This window comes from Lysinibacillus sp. FW12, assembly GCF_050817245.1.
GTDB classification, from domain to species: domain Bacteria; phylum Bacillota; class Bacilli; order Bacillales_A; family Planococcaceae; genus Lysinibacillus; species Lysinibacillus irui.
In genome coordinates this window covers 3,140,782-3,156,328 of record NZ_CP139094.1, presented here as the reverse complement: position 1 = coordinate 3,156,328, position 15,547 = coordinate 3,140,782, and the positions used below count along the sequence as shown (strand labels likewise).

The window sequence follows — 15,547 nt, the reverse complement described above, 5'->3', positions numbered from 1 at the left end:
AATAGCCATCACATCATTTGTTTTCTTGAATATTTTTAATATCCATGGGAAAAATATGCTTAAGTGTATTTATTGAAAGTTGTTTATCATAAATGTACTAATCTTGAGCTGGCTCAGTAGGAGATGAGAAGTATTTCATCAATGGAACAAATGATTAATTTGAAAATGCTGAAATCACTATTTCAACGCTCTGCTGATGTGATATTCCAACAGTATAAATTTCAGCAATATACGGTACATTTTATAACTTGTGATGCGATGGTAGACGAGCAAATACTTCAAACAGTGATTGTTCAACGGGTTCAAGACTTATTAAATAATAGCTCTGACGAAATGCTAGAAGAACAAATAGAACAGCATTTACAAATTCCTTATCTTCAAAAGGTACTAACGAAAGAGGATATACTGACAAGAGTTTATAAGGGCCACGTATTATTGTATTTTGAGGAAAATCAATTATTATATTCGAGCAATATTTCAAAACGACCTAACCGAGAGCCTGGAGAAACAACACTTGAATTAGTAGTTAAAGGACCTAGAGATGACTTTATTGAAGATATATTCATTAATATTGCTTTGTTAAGAAAACGATTACCAACCAATTCATTTAGTGTCGAGACATTAGAAATTGGTAAACGTTCTAAAACTACAGTAGCGATCCTTTTTATGGAAGATATTGTGAACCTCAATATGCTGGAGCAAATTCGATTACAATTACAAAAGATTGATACGGATATCGTTGTCAATGGTGATTTATTAATGGAAGCAATCGAGAAAACTGCCACGATTCTTCCAAGACATGACTATACCGGAAGACCAGATTTTGCAGTCCAGGCATTGATTAGGGGAAGAATACTTCTCATGATTGATGGTGTTTCGTATGCCATGATTACACCAACAAATATTATGCTGCTTTTTAAATCGGCAGAAGATAATGAATATCCTATTATTGTCAGTTCAATGGAACGAGTGCTACGAATTGTAGGCATAATGATTAGTATGTTATTACCCGGCTTTTGGCTTGCATTAACAACTTTCCATCAAGAACAGCTACCTTTTCTACTTCTTGCAACGGTTGTAGAGTCAAGAACGGGTTTACCATTTCCAACGATTTTAGAAATACTACTAATGCTATTTATGTTTGAACTGTTTCGTGAAGCGAACTTACGTCTACCCAGTGCTGTCAGTGGCTCCGTTAGTGTGGTCGGTGGCTTAATTATCGGCGATGCTGCGATAAAAGCTGGTGTTACAAGCCCTTCGATGATTGTGGTGATTGCCATTTCAAGTATTGCTGCTTTTACACTTGTTAATCAATCATTCGTGACAGCTATGAGTATTTTCCGATTAATCATCATTATTGCATCTGCATTTTTGGGTTTATTTGGGTTTTTTATTTCAGTCTTCTTCATTCTACTGTACACAGCAAATATGCAAGTACTAGGTGTACCATATATTAACTTTAGTGCAGATTTTGAAAAAGGCAATATTAGAAAATCTTTATTACGTGTTTCTCCAAAGGGCTATAGCAAGCGACCTTCCTTTTTAAAGCCACAAGATCGAACACGTACTTCAAGTAAAAATAAATAACTTTTCAAAGAAGATCAGGTATTGTTAGTACCTGGTCTTTTTCTTTGTTTTATTTTAGTGAAAAGAGACATAAAACGTTACTATTTACCTTTTTAGTTTACTTTCTTGTTAAGGATTATTAAACTATTTGTTAAGTGTATAATTTTAGTAATGGAAAAATAAAATTTGATTTTATGTTTTAATTTATGTAGGATATACAAGCAATGTTCGCAATACAAACGATACAATAGAGTTAATTATAATATAATAATATTCTAGAATATTTATAGATGAGGAAGTCCCGTTTTATATGAAAAATCGAAAAGTAAAACTAATATTAATTCTATCAACGTTTTTATTATGTTTGTTTACAAGTTTAAACATCTTTACATCCTATGTAAAAATTAAAAAGACCGTTGAGGAGTCGATTGCCAATCAAAGTTTAGAGGCTGCCCGTTCCATTGCTTCATCTATTGATACGGATGCTTATCAGCAATTTTTGAATAATCCACAGGAAAATGCGTATTATTGGAAAGTAAGAAGCTATTTAAACGATGCAAGAATAAAACTGGGTGCACTATTTGTTTACACCCTAAAGGTGGATAATCCAGAAGTATCGACAGCCATGATTACAGGGATGCCAAAAGAAATGAGAGAGGGCTTCGAAATTGGGGTAGTTTGTACCGTTCCCGCGAAGGAAGTTGAAAAAGCTTATAACGGTGAAACCTATGTTACAGAGGTCATACATGACTCTATACATGGTTCCTACTTATCAGTTGGCGCACCCATCAAAGATGACAATGGGAAAATTATTGGGTTTTTAGGTATTGATATTAGCGCAGATACTTTAAATGGTATTAAAGGTAAAGTCATTGAAGACAATCTATTTATTTTTATCTTTAATGGAGTCTTTATTTTAATTGTCATTGGTTCTTTTTTATTTTTACAGAGATGGTATCAAAAGGAAGTAGCGAAAGAAGTTGGTGCTACTGAAGACACATATCAAGCAGAAATCAAAGCATTGATTACGTCGGTGTCATCATTACGTCATGATTTTACGAATCATATTCAAGTATTACACGGTCTTCTTCAATTAGAAAAGACTGAGCAAGCCAAACAATATTTGTCTTCACTATCCAAAGAGGTTCAAGCAATTAAATCATTAAAGTTAAATATTGATCATCCAGGTTTATCCATATTATTGCAAACGAAAAAGTTAACGGCACAGAATCATAACATCGATATGGATTTTACTATCTCTCAAGATGACTTTAATAAGATTAAAACGACAGATTTAATCAAGATTCTATCAAACTTAATTGATAATGCCATAGATGCTGCAGTAGAGTTACCGGAGGGACAACGTAAAATAATGATTTGCTGTCGAGCAGATGAAGCACAATATGAATTTAAAATTACCAATACAGGTCCAAATATTGCTCATCCTGACCAAATATTTAAACAAGGTTTCTCAACGAAAAAACTTGAGAATGGTAGACTAAGAGGACAAGGATTATTTATAGTTAAAGAAATTGTTTCAAAATATAATGGTCATATTTCGATCGATTCATCAACACATTTAGAAACGACTGCCATTGTTAATATACCAATAAAATAACAGGAAAAAAGCTTTCTACAAAACAATTGTGGGGAGCTTTTTTTAATATGTAGGACATACATTACAAAGTATAAAGTGATATGATGGAGGAGATGAAGAAAATGGAAAAGAGCCTCCTGGCATTAATGAAAAAGGGCGGGCTTATTTTGTATGGAAGGCATGGGGCAGCAACGGTTGGTGTAGATCAACCCTATGGTACATTTCATAGTTGTCAAAATCAGAGAAACTTATCAGAACAAGGGCGTAGGGAAGCTGTTTATTTTGGTCAAATGCTACGTTATTGGCAAATCCCTATCCTTTCTCCTATTGCAACAAGTCCATTTTGTCGAACAATTGAAACCGCTCGGCTGGCATTTCCAAATTACGATGTACAAATTGTGCCCTTTTTGTATGACATCAATAAGTTAGGTGGCGATCTTCCTAGCAGTGAGCAAACTAGAATATTAATAGCCCTTTCATCTATGCTGGAAATAATTCCGCCACAGGGCATGAACAGTGTAATCATTGGCCATAGCTTTCCTAGAGATGTGGGACTTGGCATCCTCCCCGATATGGGAACGGTAGTAATACGGCCAAAAGGTCCAGGTCAAGGATATGATATTGTGAAGAAATTAACTTTAGAAGATTTAGCAAAAATAGATTCCATTTGAGAAGAGGGACAATATGAAGATCAAAACTGTTTCACAGTGCACGTTAGAGGAAGTATTGAAAGCATGGAATAAAGGCTTTGAAGGATATTTTGTTGAAATCAACATGACGGCAGAAATGTTTTTGCATCGATTAGTTGGGGAGGGACTGTCTCCAACGCATTCTATTGTTATTTTTGACAAGGATGAGCCAATTGCAATCGTTCTAAACGGTTTTCGTATCGTCAATGGCAAGAAAACTGCTTGGAATGGTGGCACAGGTATTTCACCAGACTATCGTGGTAAAGGAGTTTCCCGTTTATTAATGGAAGAAGCCCTAGCTATCTACGAGCGAGAACAGGTGGAGATCGCTACGTTGGAAGCGATCAAAGAAAATAAGGTAGCCATTGCGTTATATGAGAAATATGGCTATGCTATTTCCAACCAATTGCTATTTTTAAGTGGGGAATATGAAGGGAAATTAGAACAGACAGCTCGCATTCATATAGAAACTATTCGCCCTGAGCAACTACCCCAATTCCCGTTCTATCAGGAAGATGTGCCGTGGCAATGTAGCTGGCAGAGTGTGAAACAGGGAGAAGCCAAGATTTTTTATAACGACGATAATAAAGCACTGGGCTATATGCTATACAAAACCGTTTGGAATGATAGTGGTGAAGTGGAGCGAATACTACTCTACCAATTAGAGATACTTGAAGATCGACATCAAAATTTACTACCCAACTTTCTCGAAAGCGTCATAACATGTCCAGTCCAAATGACGGCTGTTAACTTTTTAGCTAATAATCCCGCAACTAGCTTTTTAATAAAGAATGGCCTAAAGGTGACGACAGAGCAGGTACAGATGAAAAAGCAATTTTAAGCAAACTATTGTAATAAAGAACCCGGAATAAAAAATGAAGAACATGTCTTTTATTGAAATAGCGAGCCTCCGGAAGTAATGGATGGCTCGCTCTTCTATTATTCTACTGTTACTGCTAGTTCTTTAACAATGAAAGAGGGAGAACCATGGCCACTTGGTAAGAAGTACAGATCTGAGCTAATGGCTTGTATATCTTTTAATAATGTGAAGAAATTACCTGCAATGGTCATTTGTTTGACTGGTGAGGCAATTTGACCATCTTGAATATGGAATCCTCTAGCTGCCACTGAAAAATCACCAGAAATACTATTTGTTCCTGAATGAAGTCCTGATAGATCCGTAATAAGCACACCTTCAGTTAAAGAGTGGATTAATGAGTCCTGTGTCTCTTGGCCGGGTGCAATATAAAAGTTTTGTGGGGCGACAGCCAAAGTGTCCTTATAAGATTCTCTTTGTGCATGACCTGTTGACTCACAGCCGTCTTTTTTGGCTGTTTTTCGATTGTGCAAGAGTGTTTGTAATGTGCCATCGGTAATTATGGCTTGTTGTTTAGTGGCAACACCTTCACCATCAAAATTGCCTCCTGATAACGCTTCAGGATGATACGGTGCAGTGATGAGTGACAATATGTCAGAAGCCACTTGCTGTCCTTCTTTGCCTTTTAGCAATGACTGATTTTTTTGTGCCTTCTCAGCGGAGAAAATCGGCATAAAGGTACTTAGTAATTCCGCTGCGGCATCATGACGGAGAATGATGGGATATTTGCTTGAAGGGATGGATTGCTCACCTAAATGGGCGAGAGCCTCCTCAGCAGCAGCCTTGGCAATAGCATCTACATCAAGGGAATGAAAATCTCTTGTCATTTTCAAATAACTACCAGCTTTTAATTCGTCACCTTGCTTGACAACTGTGGACAGGAAGAGGACTAAGCCGTTTTCCTTATGTGATAAAGATAAATTATTACTATTCGCTAAAGCACGTTCAGTTGAATAGTATTGAAGTATACAATAATCGAGCGTTATAATGCGGGGATCATACGCTCTGATTTTTTGCTCTATAGCCTTTAAACATTCAATCTTTTCTGGAATACTCACTGCTTCTAGTTCTTCATTATAAAAAGAATGTTGAGCATATTCCTCGCTACCCTCAAAAATAGAGAGATCTTCAGGCTCATCGAGTACATCCGCATTGGCTTTCACCTGATCAATTAAAAAAGCGATAGAATCATCATCTACTTTTTCTGTATATGCATAGCCCATCTTTCCATTATAGAGTCCTCGAAGACTGAGACCGCCATCGTCTGATGTTTCATAGCTATCCAATTCACCTTCATAAAGTGTGCACTGAAATGAAGTTTTCTGTTCATAATAGACTTCTGCTTCTGTTAATCCAGCTTCTACTGCTTGTTGTAAAAGATTTTTTTGGTATTGTGTAATGCTCATAGTTTATTCCCCCTTTGTTCCACCAACAGTTATTTCACTCACGCGAATCATCGGCTGACCAACATTGACAGGAAGGCTACCACTAAGTGATCCACACATGCCGGCTCCGTGTGCAAGATTATTGCCAACTCGATCAACTAGCTGCAATGTTTTAGCTCCATTGCCAATAAGGGTTGCCCCTCGCACAGGTCGTTCAATTTTGCCATCTTTGACGATATAAGCTTCCATTACCGCAAAATTATAATCACCAGTGGAAGGGGAAACTTGTCCACCACCCATATATTTTGCATAAATTCCGTATTCTGTAGAAGCGATAATATCGGCTGGCGTAGATGTGCCAGGTGCGATAAAGGTATTCGTCATGCGTGATGTTGGGTTAAATCGGTAGGATTGTCGGCGTGAAGAGCCTGTTGGCTGCGCATTCATGCGTCGAGCATTAAATTTATCAATTAGGTAGCCCTTTAAAATACCATTTTCAATTAAAACATTTCTCCTTGTTTTTTCTCCCTCATCATCAATATTGAGCGAACCCCATTCATTCGGAAGTGTGCCGTCATCAATATATGTAACAATTTCAGGAGCCACTCTTTCCCCAATACGATTCGCAAAGACAGAATTATTTTTAGCAACAGCTGTTGCTTCTAAGCCATGGCCACAAGCCTCATGGAAAATAACGCCACCGAATTCATTATCAATGATGACAGGGAATTTTCCGCTTGGACATTCATCTGCATGAAGCATCGTTACAGCAATACGTGCAGCTTCTCCTGCGTAATGATTAAGATCCAGTCTTTCAATAAATTCAAAGCCTGCATGGGCACCAGGACCATAGAAACCTGTTTGCACTTCAGTACCTTCTTCAGCAGTTGCTCGCATGCTCAGCCTACTATAAATACGTGTGTCCTCTACAAATTTACCTTCAGAATTAGCGATTAGTACGTTCTGCTGTTCGTCTAAATAACGGACAAATACTTGACTAATACGGGGGTCATAATTTCTAGCGATTGAATCTGCTTGTCGCATGATCGCGGTTTTCCTGCTGTGCTCCACAGTATTAGGCATACGCAGGATTTGATGAATAGGTGTCACCATCTCCTTATGAAGAGGGTGAATAGTACCTGACGCACCACCTTTGATAGCTAGTGCTGCTCGTTTGGCTGCTGCCAATAAGCCTTCCTCAGAAAAATCATTAGTGTAGGTATAGATACTTTGAAGGCCTGAAAAAATTCGGATGCCAATACCAAAATCACGTCCAGCAATACTTTGATCGATTTGTCCGCTTTGTAAAACGAATTCATTAGCATACTTATCTTCAATGAAGATTTCAGAAAAATCACCACCTGTAGCAAGAGCTGCTTCAAGCACATTTTCTATAATGGATTGTTTAATCATATAAATTCCTCCTTTTCTTGATTATACCAAATTTTTAAAAAGTTCTGTATTATTCTATATTTCTAGATTGGTGATATACAAATTTATGTATATTGCCAATAAAATTTTTTATGACATAATTTTTATGCAATTTCACCAAACTAATGGAAAGACAGAGGAAGGTGAAGAGATGCAGCAACTATATAATGCTGGTGATATAGTTTATATTTTTTATCGCAATCCACATATTCAGGATGTAGCGAATATACAGGAAGCGGCGGTAGTCAATCATCCAGAGCAACCAGAGGAGCTAGCTCTATTTTTATTCGAAACCTATTATCCGATCACGAATGATATGTTAATTTTTTCAAGTGAGATGGCAGCTGAACAAGCCTATCATCAGTATTTTCACTAGGAGGTGGACATGATAAAGCCTTTTACACCTCAGCTTGTCTATTTTGAACCCGATGCACTTCAGTATCCATTAGGGCAGGAGCTCAAAGAGAAGTTTGAGAAAATGGGGATTGAAATTCGCTATACGACGTCGCACAATCAAGTAAGAAATCTGCCAGGAGACAATGATTTTCAAAAGTATCGCGTAGCTAAATCCACCTTAGTGGTTGGGATTAGAAAGACGTTAAAGTTTGATACATCGAAGCCTTCAGCAGAATATGCCATTCCATTTGCAACAGGCTGTATGGGCCATTGTCATTATTGTTATTTACAAACGACAATGGGCAACAAACCTTATATTCGTACGTATGTAAATGTCGATGAAATTCTAGAGCAAGCTGATCATTACATGGCCGAAAGAGCTCCTGAAATCACACGCTTCGAGGCATCTTGTACCTCTGATATTGTAGGGATTGATCATTTAACACATACATTGAAACGTGCTATTGAGCATTTTGGGCAAAGCGAGCTTGGCCAATTGCGGTTTGTTACGAAATTCCATCATGTAGACCACCTATTGGATGCCAATCATAATGGCAAGACAAGGTTTCGTTTTAGCGTTAATGCAGATTATGTCATCAAACATTTTGAGCCAGGTACATCCCCACTTGCAAAGCGCATAGAGGCGGCAGGTAAAGTGGCAAGAGCTGGATATCCACTTGGATTTATTGTGGCCCCTATTTATCTCCATGAAGGGTGGCAGGAGGGATATTACCATATGTTTGAACGATTAGATGCAGAGCTACCTAAGGATGTACGCGATGATATCACATTTGAGTTTATTCAGCATCGCTTTACAAAGCCAGCTAAACGAGTAATTGAAAAAAATTACCCGATGACGAAGCTAGAACTCGACGAAACTGTGAGAAGGTATAAATGGGGCAAATATGGAATTGGCAAATATATTTATCAAAAAGAAGAAGAGGAAGATATTAAAGAACATTTATATGGCTATATGCAAAAGTTCTTTCCACAAGCGAAGCTAGAATATTTTACGTAACTATGAGAGAGAACAATATGTTTTCTCTCTATAGTAATAATTGTGCTATATATGGTTCAATAAAACGACGATCTGTTAAATTTTGTGGTAAATGGCTCAGTGAGAAATAGCGCATCGTCTCTGATTCATTGTAATCAATCACTAAATCACCGTGAACATTTCTTGTATAATAGACAGCTGTAACAGAATATAATTCATCTCCATTTGACACTTTAAGATAGCAATCAGGTCCAGAAAAAACACCCAGTAACTGTAAGTCTGAGATGATCAGACCTGTTTCTTCTAACACTTCTCTTTCGGCGGTATTTTCTAAGCTCTCACCCAATTCCATTAATCCACCTGGAAGCCCCCAGCCGCCATCATATCTTTTTTGTAGTAACACTTCGTTTGCACTATTTAACATGATGACAACAGATCCAGGTAAAATAATCGGTTGATGTCCTACGTATTGTCTTAAAAATTTATAGTATTCCATGATAACATCCTTTTCTTTAATTGATTTTCCCTCTGTATGAATTAACCATAAAATGAAAAAATCCTGCTTATGTTCATATTTGTATAATCCAAAAAGCAATGGTAACGCTAATGAAAAAGGGGAGAAAATAGAGTGGATTCATTCCAAGTAAATTGTTGGTCAGAGCATGAAGAGCTAAAGGTTGTCATGCTTTGTGCACCTTCAATTGCAGATGTCTCAGATTTAACGATAGCGGAGCAGGTAGGTTGGAGTGATACGGTTAATCATAGTAAGGCACTGGAAAGCTTCATGGCACTAAAGATGATATTAGAAAACGCGGGGGTTAAAGTTATAGATTACGCAAAAGAACTTCCTATTGATCAGCAGTTATTAAGTGAACAGTTGATTAACCGTTATTTTGTACGTGATCTTGCGTGTGTTATCGGCAATCGAATAGTACCTGGTTATGCAGGAAGCTCACTAAGGCAACCAGAATATCCTCTTGCTCATGCACTTTTAGAAAAATGGTTTCCCCAACAATTGATGCCAATGTTGCAACCACTACATTCATTCGAGTGTGGAGATGTGTTGATTTTAAATAAGGATGCTGTACTTATTAATCTCGGTATGCGAACGACAATAGAGGCTATCGAAGGTATAATGGAAACTATTTTACATGAGGGATTTTCTGAAATCGCAGTCATTGATTTACCAAAAAGCAATGATACGCTTCATTTAGATATGAATTGTAATGTTGTGAACAAGAATTTGGTCATCGCTAAAAGTTTTGTTCGTCACTTTCCAGTACAGGTGTTGACAGCGCAAAGCAGACGTTTTGATATGGTGGAATCATTTTTAAAGCATCATGGTTTTGAAGTTTTCTGGCTAGACACCTATAAGACAATCCCTGATATTAATTTTATTAACCTAAATCCTGAAACATTAGTGATTAGCAAACAGGCATCGAAACAGCAATTATTGGCACATCCACTACTAAAGAAAAAGAACTTGCTTGAGGTTGACGTCACAGAGCTTGAAAAAGGCGGTGGTGGAATTCGATGCATGACAATGCCATTGGTAAGAACGTAATGAAAGGCTGATAATAATGACATCAAAAACAAGTAAGGGTAGAATGTCTTGGTGGCAGCTTTCACTTCTCGGTATCGGCTGTACATTAGGAACAGGCTTTTTTCTTGGAACAAGTATGGCCATTCATAAAAGCGGACCAGCCGTGCTCATTCCTTTTTTATTAGCAGCCATTTGCACGTATATAGTTTATGATGCTCTTGTCAAAATGTCTGTGGAAAACCCTGATAAAGGCTCCTTTCGTACTTATGCCAAGCAAGCCTTTGGACGATGGGCAGGGTTCAGTAATGGCTGGGTATACTTGATGTCAGAGTTATTAATCATGGGAAGTCAGCTGATGGCGCTCGGAATTTTTACGAGGTTCTGGTTTCCAGCACTGCCACTCTGGATTTCTGCAGCGATTTATGCCGTATTAGGATTAGTCGTGATTCTAACAGGAATGAAGGGCTTTGAAAATTTCCAAAATATCTTCGGAGCTTTAAAAGCTGCTGCCATTATCATGTTTATTATCGTTGCCGTTATTATCATCATGAAAGGCACGCAAGCAGCAACTCTGGATTCATTACAAGCCAATTATGAATCCTTTTTTTCACAAGGAATGAAAGGAATATGGCTTGGACTGCTCTATGCCTTTTATGCCTATGGAGGAATTGAGGTAATGGGGTTAATGGTTATCGATTTAAAAAATCCGCAAGAGGCGCCGAAAGCAGGAAGAATTATGCTTGTTGTCATAACAATCATCTTTATCCTAGCTATTGCACTTGCATTGGCACTTGTATCATGGAAAGACTTTGCGATAGATGAAAGCCCTTTTATCACAGCACTTCATGGGTATCATATACCTTTTGTAGCAGATATTTTTAATGGTGTATTAATCATTGCTGGTTTTTCAACAATGGTCGCTTCGCTTTACGCGGTTATCACCATTCTTATAACACTGGCAGAGGATCATGATGCTCCAGATATTTTGGCGAAAAAAGGGAAAATGAAAGTGCCATTTCCCGCCTTTATTTTTTTAACGAGTGGTTTAGTCATCACGATTGTTATTGGCTTTCTGATGCCAGAAAAAATTTTTGAATATTTAATTACCGCAGCGGGTTTAATGCTAATCTACAACTGGCTCTTTATTTTAGTGACCTATAGGAAGCTCATGGCATTATCAAAGTGGGCCTATGTGAAAAATAATATAGGGATATTACTCATTATAGTGACGGTGTCTGGGACTTTAGGCGAAAAAACAAGCAGACTCGGTTTTTACGTGAGCCTGCTCTTTATTGTTCTAATTGGATTGGCGACCTGGTTCGTCGTGAAAAGGCAAAGGAATATTACGTAATGAACCATTTTCCTGTGACATCCGTAAAAAAGGGCATTTGGATGGACTTTGATTATCGTCACTTAAAAAATACTGCTTCCATTCATAGCTATCCTCTTGTCCATACCATTTTAAATCAGGATGTCCTGGAATTTGGTCATAGTCTGCAATGCGCTGGCGGATGAGCTTTTTCATTTTTTGTCCAAATGCAGTAGAGTCGTTTATATCATTAAATATCCAGCGAGGTTGAATGGCCATTAACAAAGTAGAAAAATGACGGCTCTTCCGCAATTTATGTGCTGGTGTAGCACAAGAAATAAAATAGGGATCCCCGTTAAAGCAAAACTCCCATTCATTATGGACTGGATCTGTCGGTATTTCTTCAGGCCAAGCTACCTCATCTATGTTGGTTAAATGGTTTAAGACTGACCAAAATAACTGTTGATAATCCTCCACCTTAAAGCTTTCTAGCATATCAAGAGGGGTATGAAAAAACACTGTAAGGGTTGTATATTTTCCACAAGATCGCGAGACTTTCGCGTATTCCTTTAAGCACTGAGCTAGCAAGTTAATCGATTGCTCCTCCCGTGAATCGCCAACAAAACTATAACGTAAATGATTAGATAAAAAGCCCATTCTGGCTGGTACACACGGAAACGTATTTGCTTCATCAGCAATCGTGGCAGCAAAGTCATTATAGGCAGACTGTTGCCATAATGGAAGTGCTTCAAAATGATCCTCAATCCACTTCCTATCAAACACTACACCTTCCACTTGAGACTCCTCCTTCTACTCACTTTTATACTATTAAAGAAAAAGCAAATGGGTTACGAATCTGTCGCGAGTATACGAGGTATTCTTTCGAGAGACTGCTAGGGTATGAGCGGCTTTGACCAATAAGGATCACCTGGAGCAAGGGTATGAGCGGAATGGAGCCAAGAATGATCACCAGAGCAAGGGTATGAGCGGAATGGAGCCAATAAGGATCACCTCGATCAAGAGTATGAGCGGGATGGAGCCAATAAGGATCACCTCGATCAAGAGTATGAGCGGAATGGAGCCAATTATGATCACCTTGAGCAAGGATATGAGCGGTTTTGAACCAATAAGGATCACCTCGATCAAGAGTATGAGCGGAATGGAGCCAATTATGATCACCTTGAGCCAGGATATGAGCGGAATGGAGCCAAGAATGATCACCACGAGCCAGGGTATGAGCGGAATGGAGTCAAAGGTGATCACCTCGAGCTAGGGTATGAGCGGAATGGAGCCAATAAAGATCACCTTGAGCCAGGATATGAGCGGAATGAAGCCAATTATGATCACCACGAGCCAGGATATGAGCGGAATTGAGTCAAAGGTGATCACCACGAGCTAGGGTATGAGCGGCTTTGACCAATAAGGATCACCTCGATCAAGGATATGAGCGGTATTGAGCCAATAAGGATCACCTCGATCAAGAGTATGAGCGGAATGGAGCCAATTATGATCACCACGAGCCAGGGTATGAGCGGAATGGAGCCAATTATGATCACCTTGAGCCAGGATATGAGCGGAATGGAGCCAATAAGGATCACTTCGATCAAGGATATGGGCGGAATGGAGCCAATAAGGATCACTTCGATCAAGGATATGAGCGGAATGGAGTCAAAGGTGATCACCTCGAGCTAGGGTATGAGCGGAATGGAGCCAATAAAGATCACCTTGAGCCAGGATATGAGCGGAATGGAGCCAATTATGATCACCTTGAGCCAGGATATGAGCGGAATGGAGCCAATTATGATCACTTCGAACAAGGATATGAGCGGAATGGAGCCAATTATGATCACTTCGAGCCAGGATATGAGCGGAATTGAGTCAAAGGTGATCACCTCGAGCTAGGGTATGAGCGGCTTTGACCAATAAGGATCACCTCGATCAAGGATATGAGCGGTTTTGAGCCAAGAATGATCACTTCGAGCAAGAGTATGAGCGGAATTGAGTCAAAGGTGATCACCTCGAGCTAGGGTATGAGCGGTTTTGACCAATAAGGATCACCTCGAGCAAGAGTATGAGCGGAATGGAGCCAATTATGATCACCTTGAGCCAGGATATGAGCGGAATGGAGCCAATTATGATCACCACGAGCCAGGGTATGAGCGGCTTTGAGCCAAGAATGATCACCACGAGCCAGAGTATGAGCGGAATGGAGCCAATTATGATCACCTTGAGCCAGGATATGAGCGGAATGGAGCCAATTATGATCACCTTGAGCCAGGATATGAGCGGAATGGAGCCAATTATGATCACTTCGAGCCAGGATATGAGCGGAATGGAGTCAAAGGTGATCACCTCGAGCTAGGGTATGAGCGGCTTTGACCAATAAGGATGACCTCGAACAAGGATATGAGCGGAATGGAGCTAATTATGATCACCACGAGCAAGAGTATGAGCGGAATGGAGCTAAGAATGATCACCTCGAGCAAGGGTATGAGCGGTATGGAATCAAGAATAATCACCACAAGCAAAGGTATGAGCAATAATGCAACATCAACTACCTAAAAAGAACCAGCCTGCTATTGTAGGAAGCAGCTAGCGGGGTGGTCTTAAACTTTCTGTTGAAAAACCTTTTGCTCTAGGATGGTTAGGGCATGTTGGATTTCCTTTAGATCCTGTGGAGAAGCATGTTGAATAAGCTGGGAAAAGCGTTCCTCTATACAGGCGAAGGCCTCTTCCATCATTTTTTCACCTTCATTGGACAAGCGAACATATTGCTTTCTTCGGTCTCCGGTGTCGTTAAATTTTTCAATTAGCTGTCGTTCTTGTAATTTTCGTAGTTCACGACTCGTATTTGGTAAGGACATGTGTTGGCAGTCACTAATTTCGGTTGGTGTGACAGGCTGGCTTACTTTAATATATTCAAGAATTTTATATTGTAGCGGTGTGATATTTGCATCCGTAACATTTTGTGTAAGATCGTGTGTCACTTGATGGATAGCGGCAGTAAACGATACAAATTGATGAAATAAAGATCTATTATTCATTGGGATCACCTCTACTGTCAAGATACCAAATAACTTATCACAAAACAATTATCATTTGACAACTAAAAAGCGCTCGATTATTATTTTATTATCAAATGATAAGTAATGAGGTGCACGAAATGAAAACATTAATTGTCTATACATACCCAAATCATAAAAGTTTAAATTATGCTTTTCTACAGGAAGTAATTAAGGGGTGTCGTGAGAATCCTGCCATCGAGGAGTTACAGATACTAGATTTATATGAAGAAGACTTCGATCCACGTTTAATGTTCCATGAGCACAAACGACGACGTGATATGTATCAGGATCCGAAGATGGAAAAATATCGCCAACAGCTTTCTTGGGCAGATCAACTAGTTTTTGTTTACCCGATTTGGTGGGGGAGGCCACCAGCTATGCTGTTAGGCTATATTGATCAATTATTTGCAGCGAACTTTGCTTATCGCGATACAAAGGGGTTATTTCCAGAAGGGCTCTTAAAAGGGAAGTCTGTTGTCTGTGTGTCTACAATGAAGGGGCCAACCAATTATCCATTTTTATGGTTGAATAACGCACATAAAATTTTGATGAAGCGTGCATTGTTTAAGTTTGTTGGGATGAAAAAAGTGAAGTTTTTTGAGTTTGGTAACATGGAAAGTAAAAAGGGGAAGCAACAGCAAAAATTGAATAAAGTATATCAATATTTTAGAAAAGTAGCTTACTAAAAAATA

At 38.8% G+C, this 15,547-nt stretch carries 16 protein-coding genes; 11 read left to right on the top strand and 5 right to left on the bottom strand.

The annotated features are described in order from the left end of the window. Positions 1-141: 141 nt before the first annotated feature. The 4 genes from SJW71_RS16435 to SJW71_RS16420 all read left to right on the top strand — a co-directional run bounded on the left by SJW71_RS16435 (position 142) and on the right by SJW71_RS16420 (position 4,693). On the top strand, positions 142-1,587 hold the full coding sequence (locus SJW71_RS16435) for a spore germination protein (RefSeq protein ID WP_312505580.1): 1,446 nt from the start codon (positions 142-144) through the stop codon (positions 1,585-1,587). A gap of 289 nt (positions 1,588-1,876) precedes the next feature. Beyond that, on the top strand, positions 1,877-3,184 hold the full coding sequence (locus tag SJW71_RS16430) for an ATP-binding protein (protein ID WP_274796423.1): 1,308 nt from the start codon (positions 1,877-1,879) through the stop codon (positions 3,182-3,184). A gap of 101 nt (positions 3,185-3,285) precedes the next feature. Then, positions 3,286-3,834, top strand: coding sequence for a histidine phosphatase family protein (locus SJW71_RS16425; RefSeq protein WP_431811221.1), 549 nt, complete (start codon positions 3,286-3,288; stop codon positions 3,832-3,834). A 13-nt stretch (positions 3,835-3,847) separates the two neighbouring features. Next, positions 3,848-4,693 (top strand): GNAT family N-acetyltransferase, encoded by an 846-nt coding sequence (locus tag SJW71_RS16420; protein WP_312505575.1) that lies wholly within the window; start codon positions 3,848-3,850, stop codon positions 4,691-4,693. 98 nt (positions 4,694-4,791) lie between these two features. On the opposite strand, the gene SJW71_RS16415 is transcribed toward SJW71_RS16420, so the two are convergent. Both SJW71_RS16415 and SJW71_RS16410 read right to left on the bottom strand, forming a co-directional pair. Continuing rightward, positions 4,792-6,135 (bottom strand): TldD/PmbA family protein, encoded by a 1,344-nt coding sequence (locus SJW71_RS16415; protein WP_431811220.1) that lies wholly within the window; start codon positions 6,133-6,135, stop codon positions 4,792-4,794. A gap of 3 nt (positions 6,136-6,138) precedes the next feature. Further along, positions 6,139-7,527 carry a TldD/PmbA family protein gene (locus SJW71_RS16410; RefSeq protein ID WP_274796427.1) on the bottom strand — a complete coding sequence of 463 codons (1,389 nt, stop codon included), beginning with the start codon at positions 7,525-7,527 and terminating at the stop codon, positions 6,139-6,141. 169 nt (positions 7,528-7,696) lie between these two features. Here SJW71_RS16410 and SJW71_RS16405 point away from each other — a divergent pair, with 169 nt between their 5' ends. Then, positions 7,697-7,921, top strand: a complete 225-nt coding sequence (locus SJW71_RS16405) for a transcriptional regulator SplA domain-containing protein (RefSeq protein WP_431811219.1) — start codon at positions 7,697-7,699, stop codon at positions 7,919-7,921. A gap of 9 nt (positions 7,922-7,930) precedes the next feature. After that, positions 7,931-8,959, top strand: coding sequence for a spore photoproduct lyase (gene splB, locus SJW71_RS16400; protein ID WP_274796429.1), 1,029 nt, complete (start codon positions 7,931-7,933; stop codon positions 8,957-8,959). 28 nt (positions 8,960-8,987) lie between these two features. Here splB and SJW71_RS16395 read toward each other — a convergent pair whose 3' ends face one another. Beyond that, positions 8,988-9,434 (bottom strand): NUDIX hydrolase, encoded by a 447-nt coding sequence (locus SJW71_RS16395; RefSeq protein WP_412926696.1) that lies wholly within the window; start codon positions 9,432-9,434, stop codon positions 8,988-8,990. Positions 9,435-9,566: 132 nt separating this feature from the next. Between SJW71_RS16395 and SJW71_RS16390 the strand changes: the two genes are divergently transcribed. Continuing rightward, complete coding sequence (locus SJW71_RS16390; protein ID WP_431811218.1) at positions 9,567-10,502, top strand: arginine deiminase family protein; 936 nt, start codon at positions 9,567-9,569, stop codon at positions 10,500-10,502. A gap of 16 nt (positions 10,503-10,518) precedes the next feature. Next, complete coding sequence (locus SJW71_RS16385; protein ID WP_431811217.1) at positions 10,519-11,832, top strand: amino acid permease; 1,314 nt, start codon at positions 10,519-10,521, stop codon at positions 11,830-11,832. On the opposite strand, the gene SJW71_RS16380 is transcribed toward SJW71_RS16385, so the two are convergent. Then, positions 11,779-12,585 carry a YqcI/YcgG family protein gene (locus SJW71_RS16380; RefSeq protein ID WP_431811216.1) on the bottom strand — a complete coding sequence of 269 codons (807 nt, stop codon included), beginning with the start codon at positions 12,583-12,585 and terminating at the stop codon, positions 11,779-11,781. The two genes, SJW71_RS16385 and SJW71_RS16380, sit on opposite strands and share 54 nt — an antisense overlap. Before the next feature lie 115 nt (positions 12,586-12,700). Between SJW71_RS16380 and SJW71_RS16375 the strand changes: the two genes are divergently transcribed. Then, positions 12,701-13,063, top strand: a complete 363-nt coding sequence (locus SJW71_RS16375; protein ID WP_431811215.1) for a hypothetical protein — start codon at positions 12,701-12,703, stop codon at positions 13,061-13,063. 807 nt (positions 13,064-13,870) lie between these two features. After that, positions 13,871-14,152, top strand: coding sequence for a hypothetical protein (locus tag SJW71_RS16370; protein ID WP_431811214.1), 282 nt, complete (start codon positions 13,871-13,873; stop codon positions 14,150-14,152). A gap of 244 nt (positions 14,153-14,396) precedes the next feature. On the opposite strand, the gene SJW71_RS16365 is transcribed toward SJW71_RS16370, so the two are convergent. Then, on the bottom strand, positions 14,397-14,834 hold the full coding sequence (locus tag SJW71_RS16365) for a MarR family winged helix-turn-helix transcriptional regulator (RefSeq protein WP_431811213.1): 438 nt from the start codon (positions 14,832-14,834) through the stop codon (positions 14,397-14,399). Between the two features lie 119 nt (positions 14,835-14,953). Between SJW71_RS16365 and SJW71_RS16360 the strand changes: the two genes are divergently transcribed. Beyond that, positions 14,954-15,541 (top strand): NAD(P)H-dependent oxidoreductase, encoded by a 588-nt coding sequence (locus SJW71_RS16360; protein ID WP_274796436.1) that lies wholly within the window; start codon positions 14,954-14,956, stop codon positions 15,539-15,541. Positions 15,542-15,547 lie beyond the last annotated feature (6 nt).

Excerpts from the sequence above, each read along its gene's own strand:
- SJW71_RS16435 (WP_312505580.1), top strand. The coding sequence starts at position 142 with ATGGAACAAATGATTAATTTGAAAATGCTGAAATCACTATTTCAACGC.
- SJW71_RS16430 (WP_274796423.1), top strand. The coding sequence starts at position 1,877 with ATGAAAAATCGAAAAGTAAAACTAATATTAATTCTATCAACGTTTTTA.
- SJW71_RS16425 (WP_431811221.1), top strand. The coding sequence starts at position 3,286 with ATGGAAAAGAGCCTCCTGGCATTAATGAAAAAGGGCGGGCTTATTTTG.
- SJW71_RS16420 (WP_312505575.1), top strand. The coding sequence starts at position 3,848 with ATGAAGATCAAAACTGTTTCACAGTGCACGTTAGAGGAAGTATTGAAA.
- SJW71_RS16415 (WP_431811220.1), bottom strand. The coding sequence starts at position 6,135 with ATGAGCATTACACAATACCAAAAAAATCTTTTACAACAAGCAGTAGAA.
- SJW71_RS16410 (WP_274796427.1), bottom strand. The coding sequence starts at position 7,527 with ATGATTAAACAATCCATTATAGAAAATGTGCTTGAAGCAGCTCTTGCT.
- SJW71_RS16405 (WP_431811219.1), top strand. The coding sequence starts at position 7,697 with ATGCAGCAACTATATAATGCTGGTGATATAGTTTATATTTTTTATCGC.
- splB (WP_274796429.1), top strand. The coding sequence starts at position 7,931 with ATGATAAAGCCTTTTACACCTCAGCTTGTCTATTTTGAACCCGATGCA.
- SJW71_RS16395 (WP_412926696.1), bottom strand. The coding sequence starts at position 9,434 with ATGGAATACTATAAATTTTTAAGACAATACGTAGGACATCAACCGATT.
- SJW71_RS16385 (WP_431811217.1), top strand. The coding sequence starts at position 10,519 with ATGACATCAAAAACAAGTAAGGGTAGAATGTCTTGGTGGCAGCTTTCA.
- SJW71_RS16370 (WP_431811214.1), top strand. The coding sequence starts at position 13,871 with ATGGAGCCAATTATGATCACCTTGAGCCAGGATATGAGCGGAATGGAG.
- SJW71_RS16365 (WP_431811213.1), bottom strand. The coding sequence starts at position 14,834 with ATGAATAATAGATCTTTATTTCATCAATTTGTATCGTTTACTGCCGCT.
- SJW71_RS16360 (WP_274796436.1), top strand. The coding sequence starts at position 14,954 with ATGAAAACATTAATTGTCTATACATACCCAAATCATAAAAGTTTAAAT.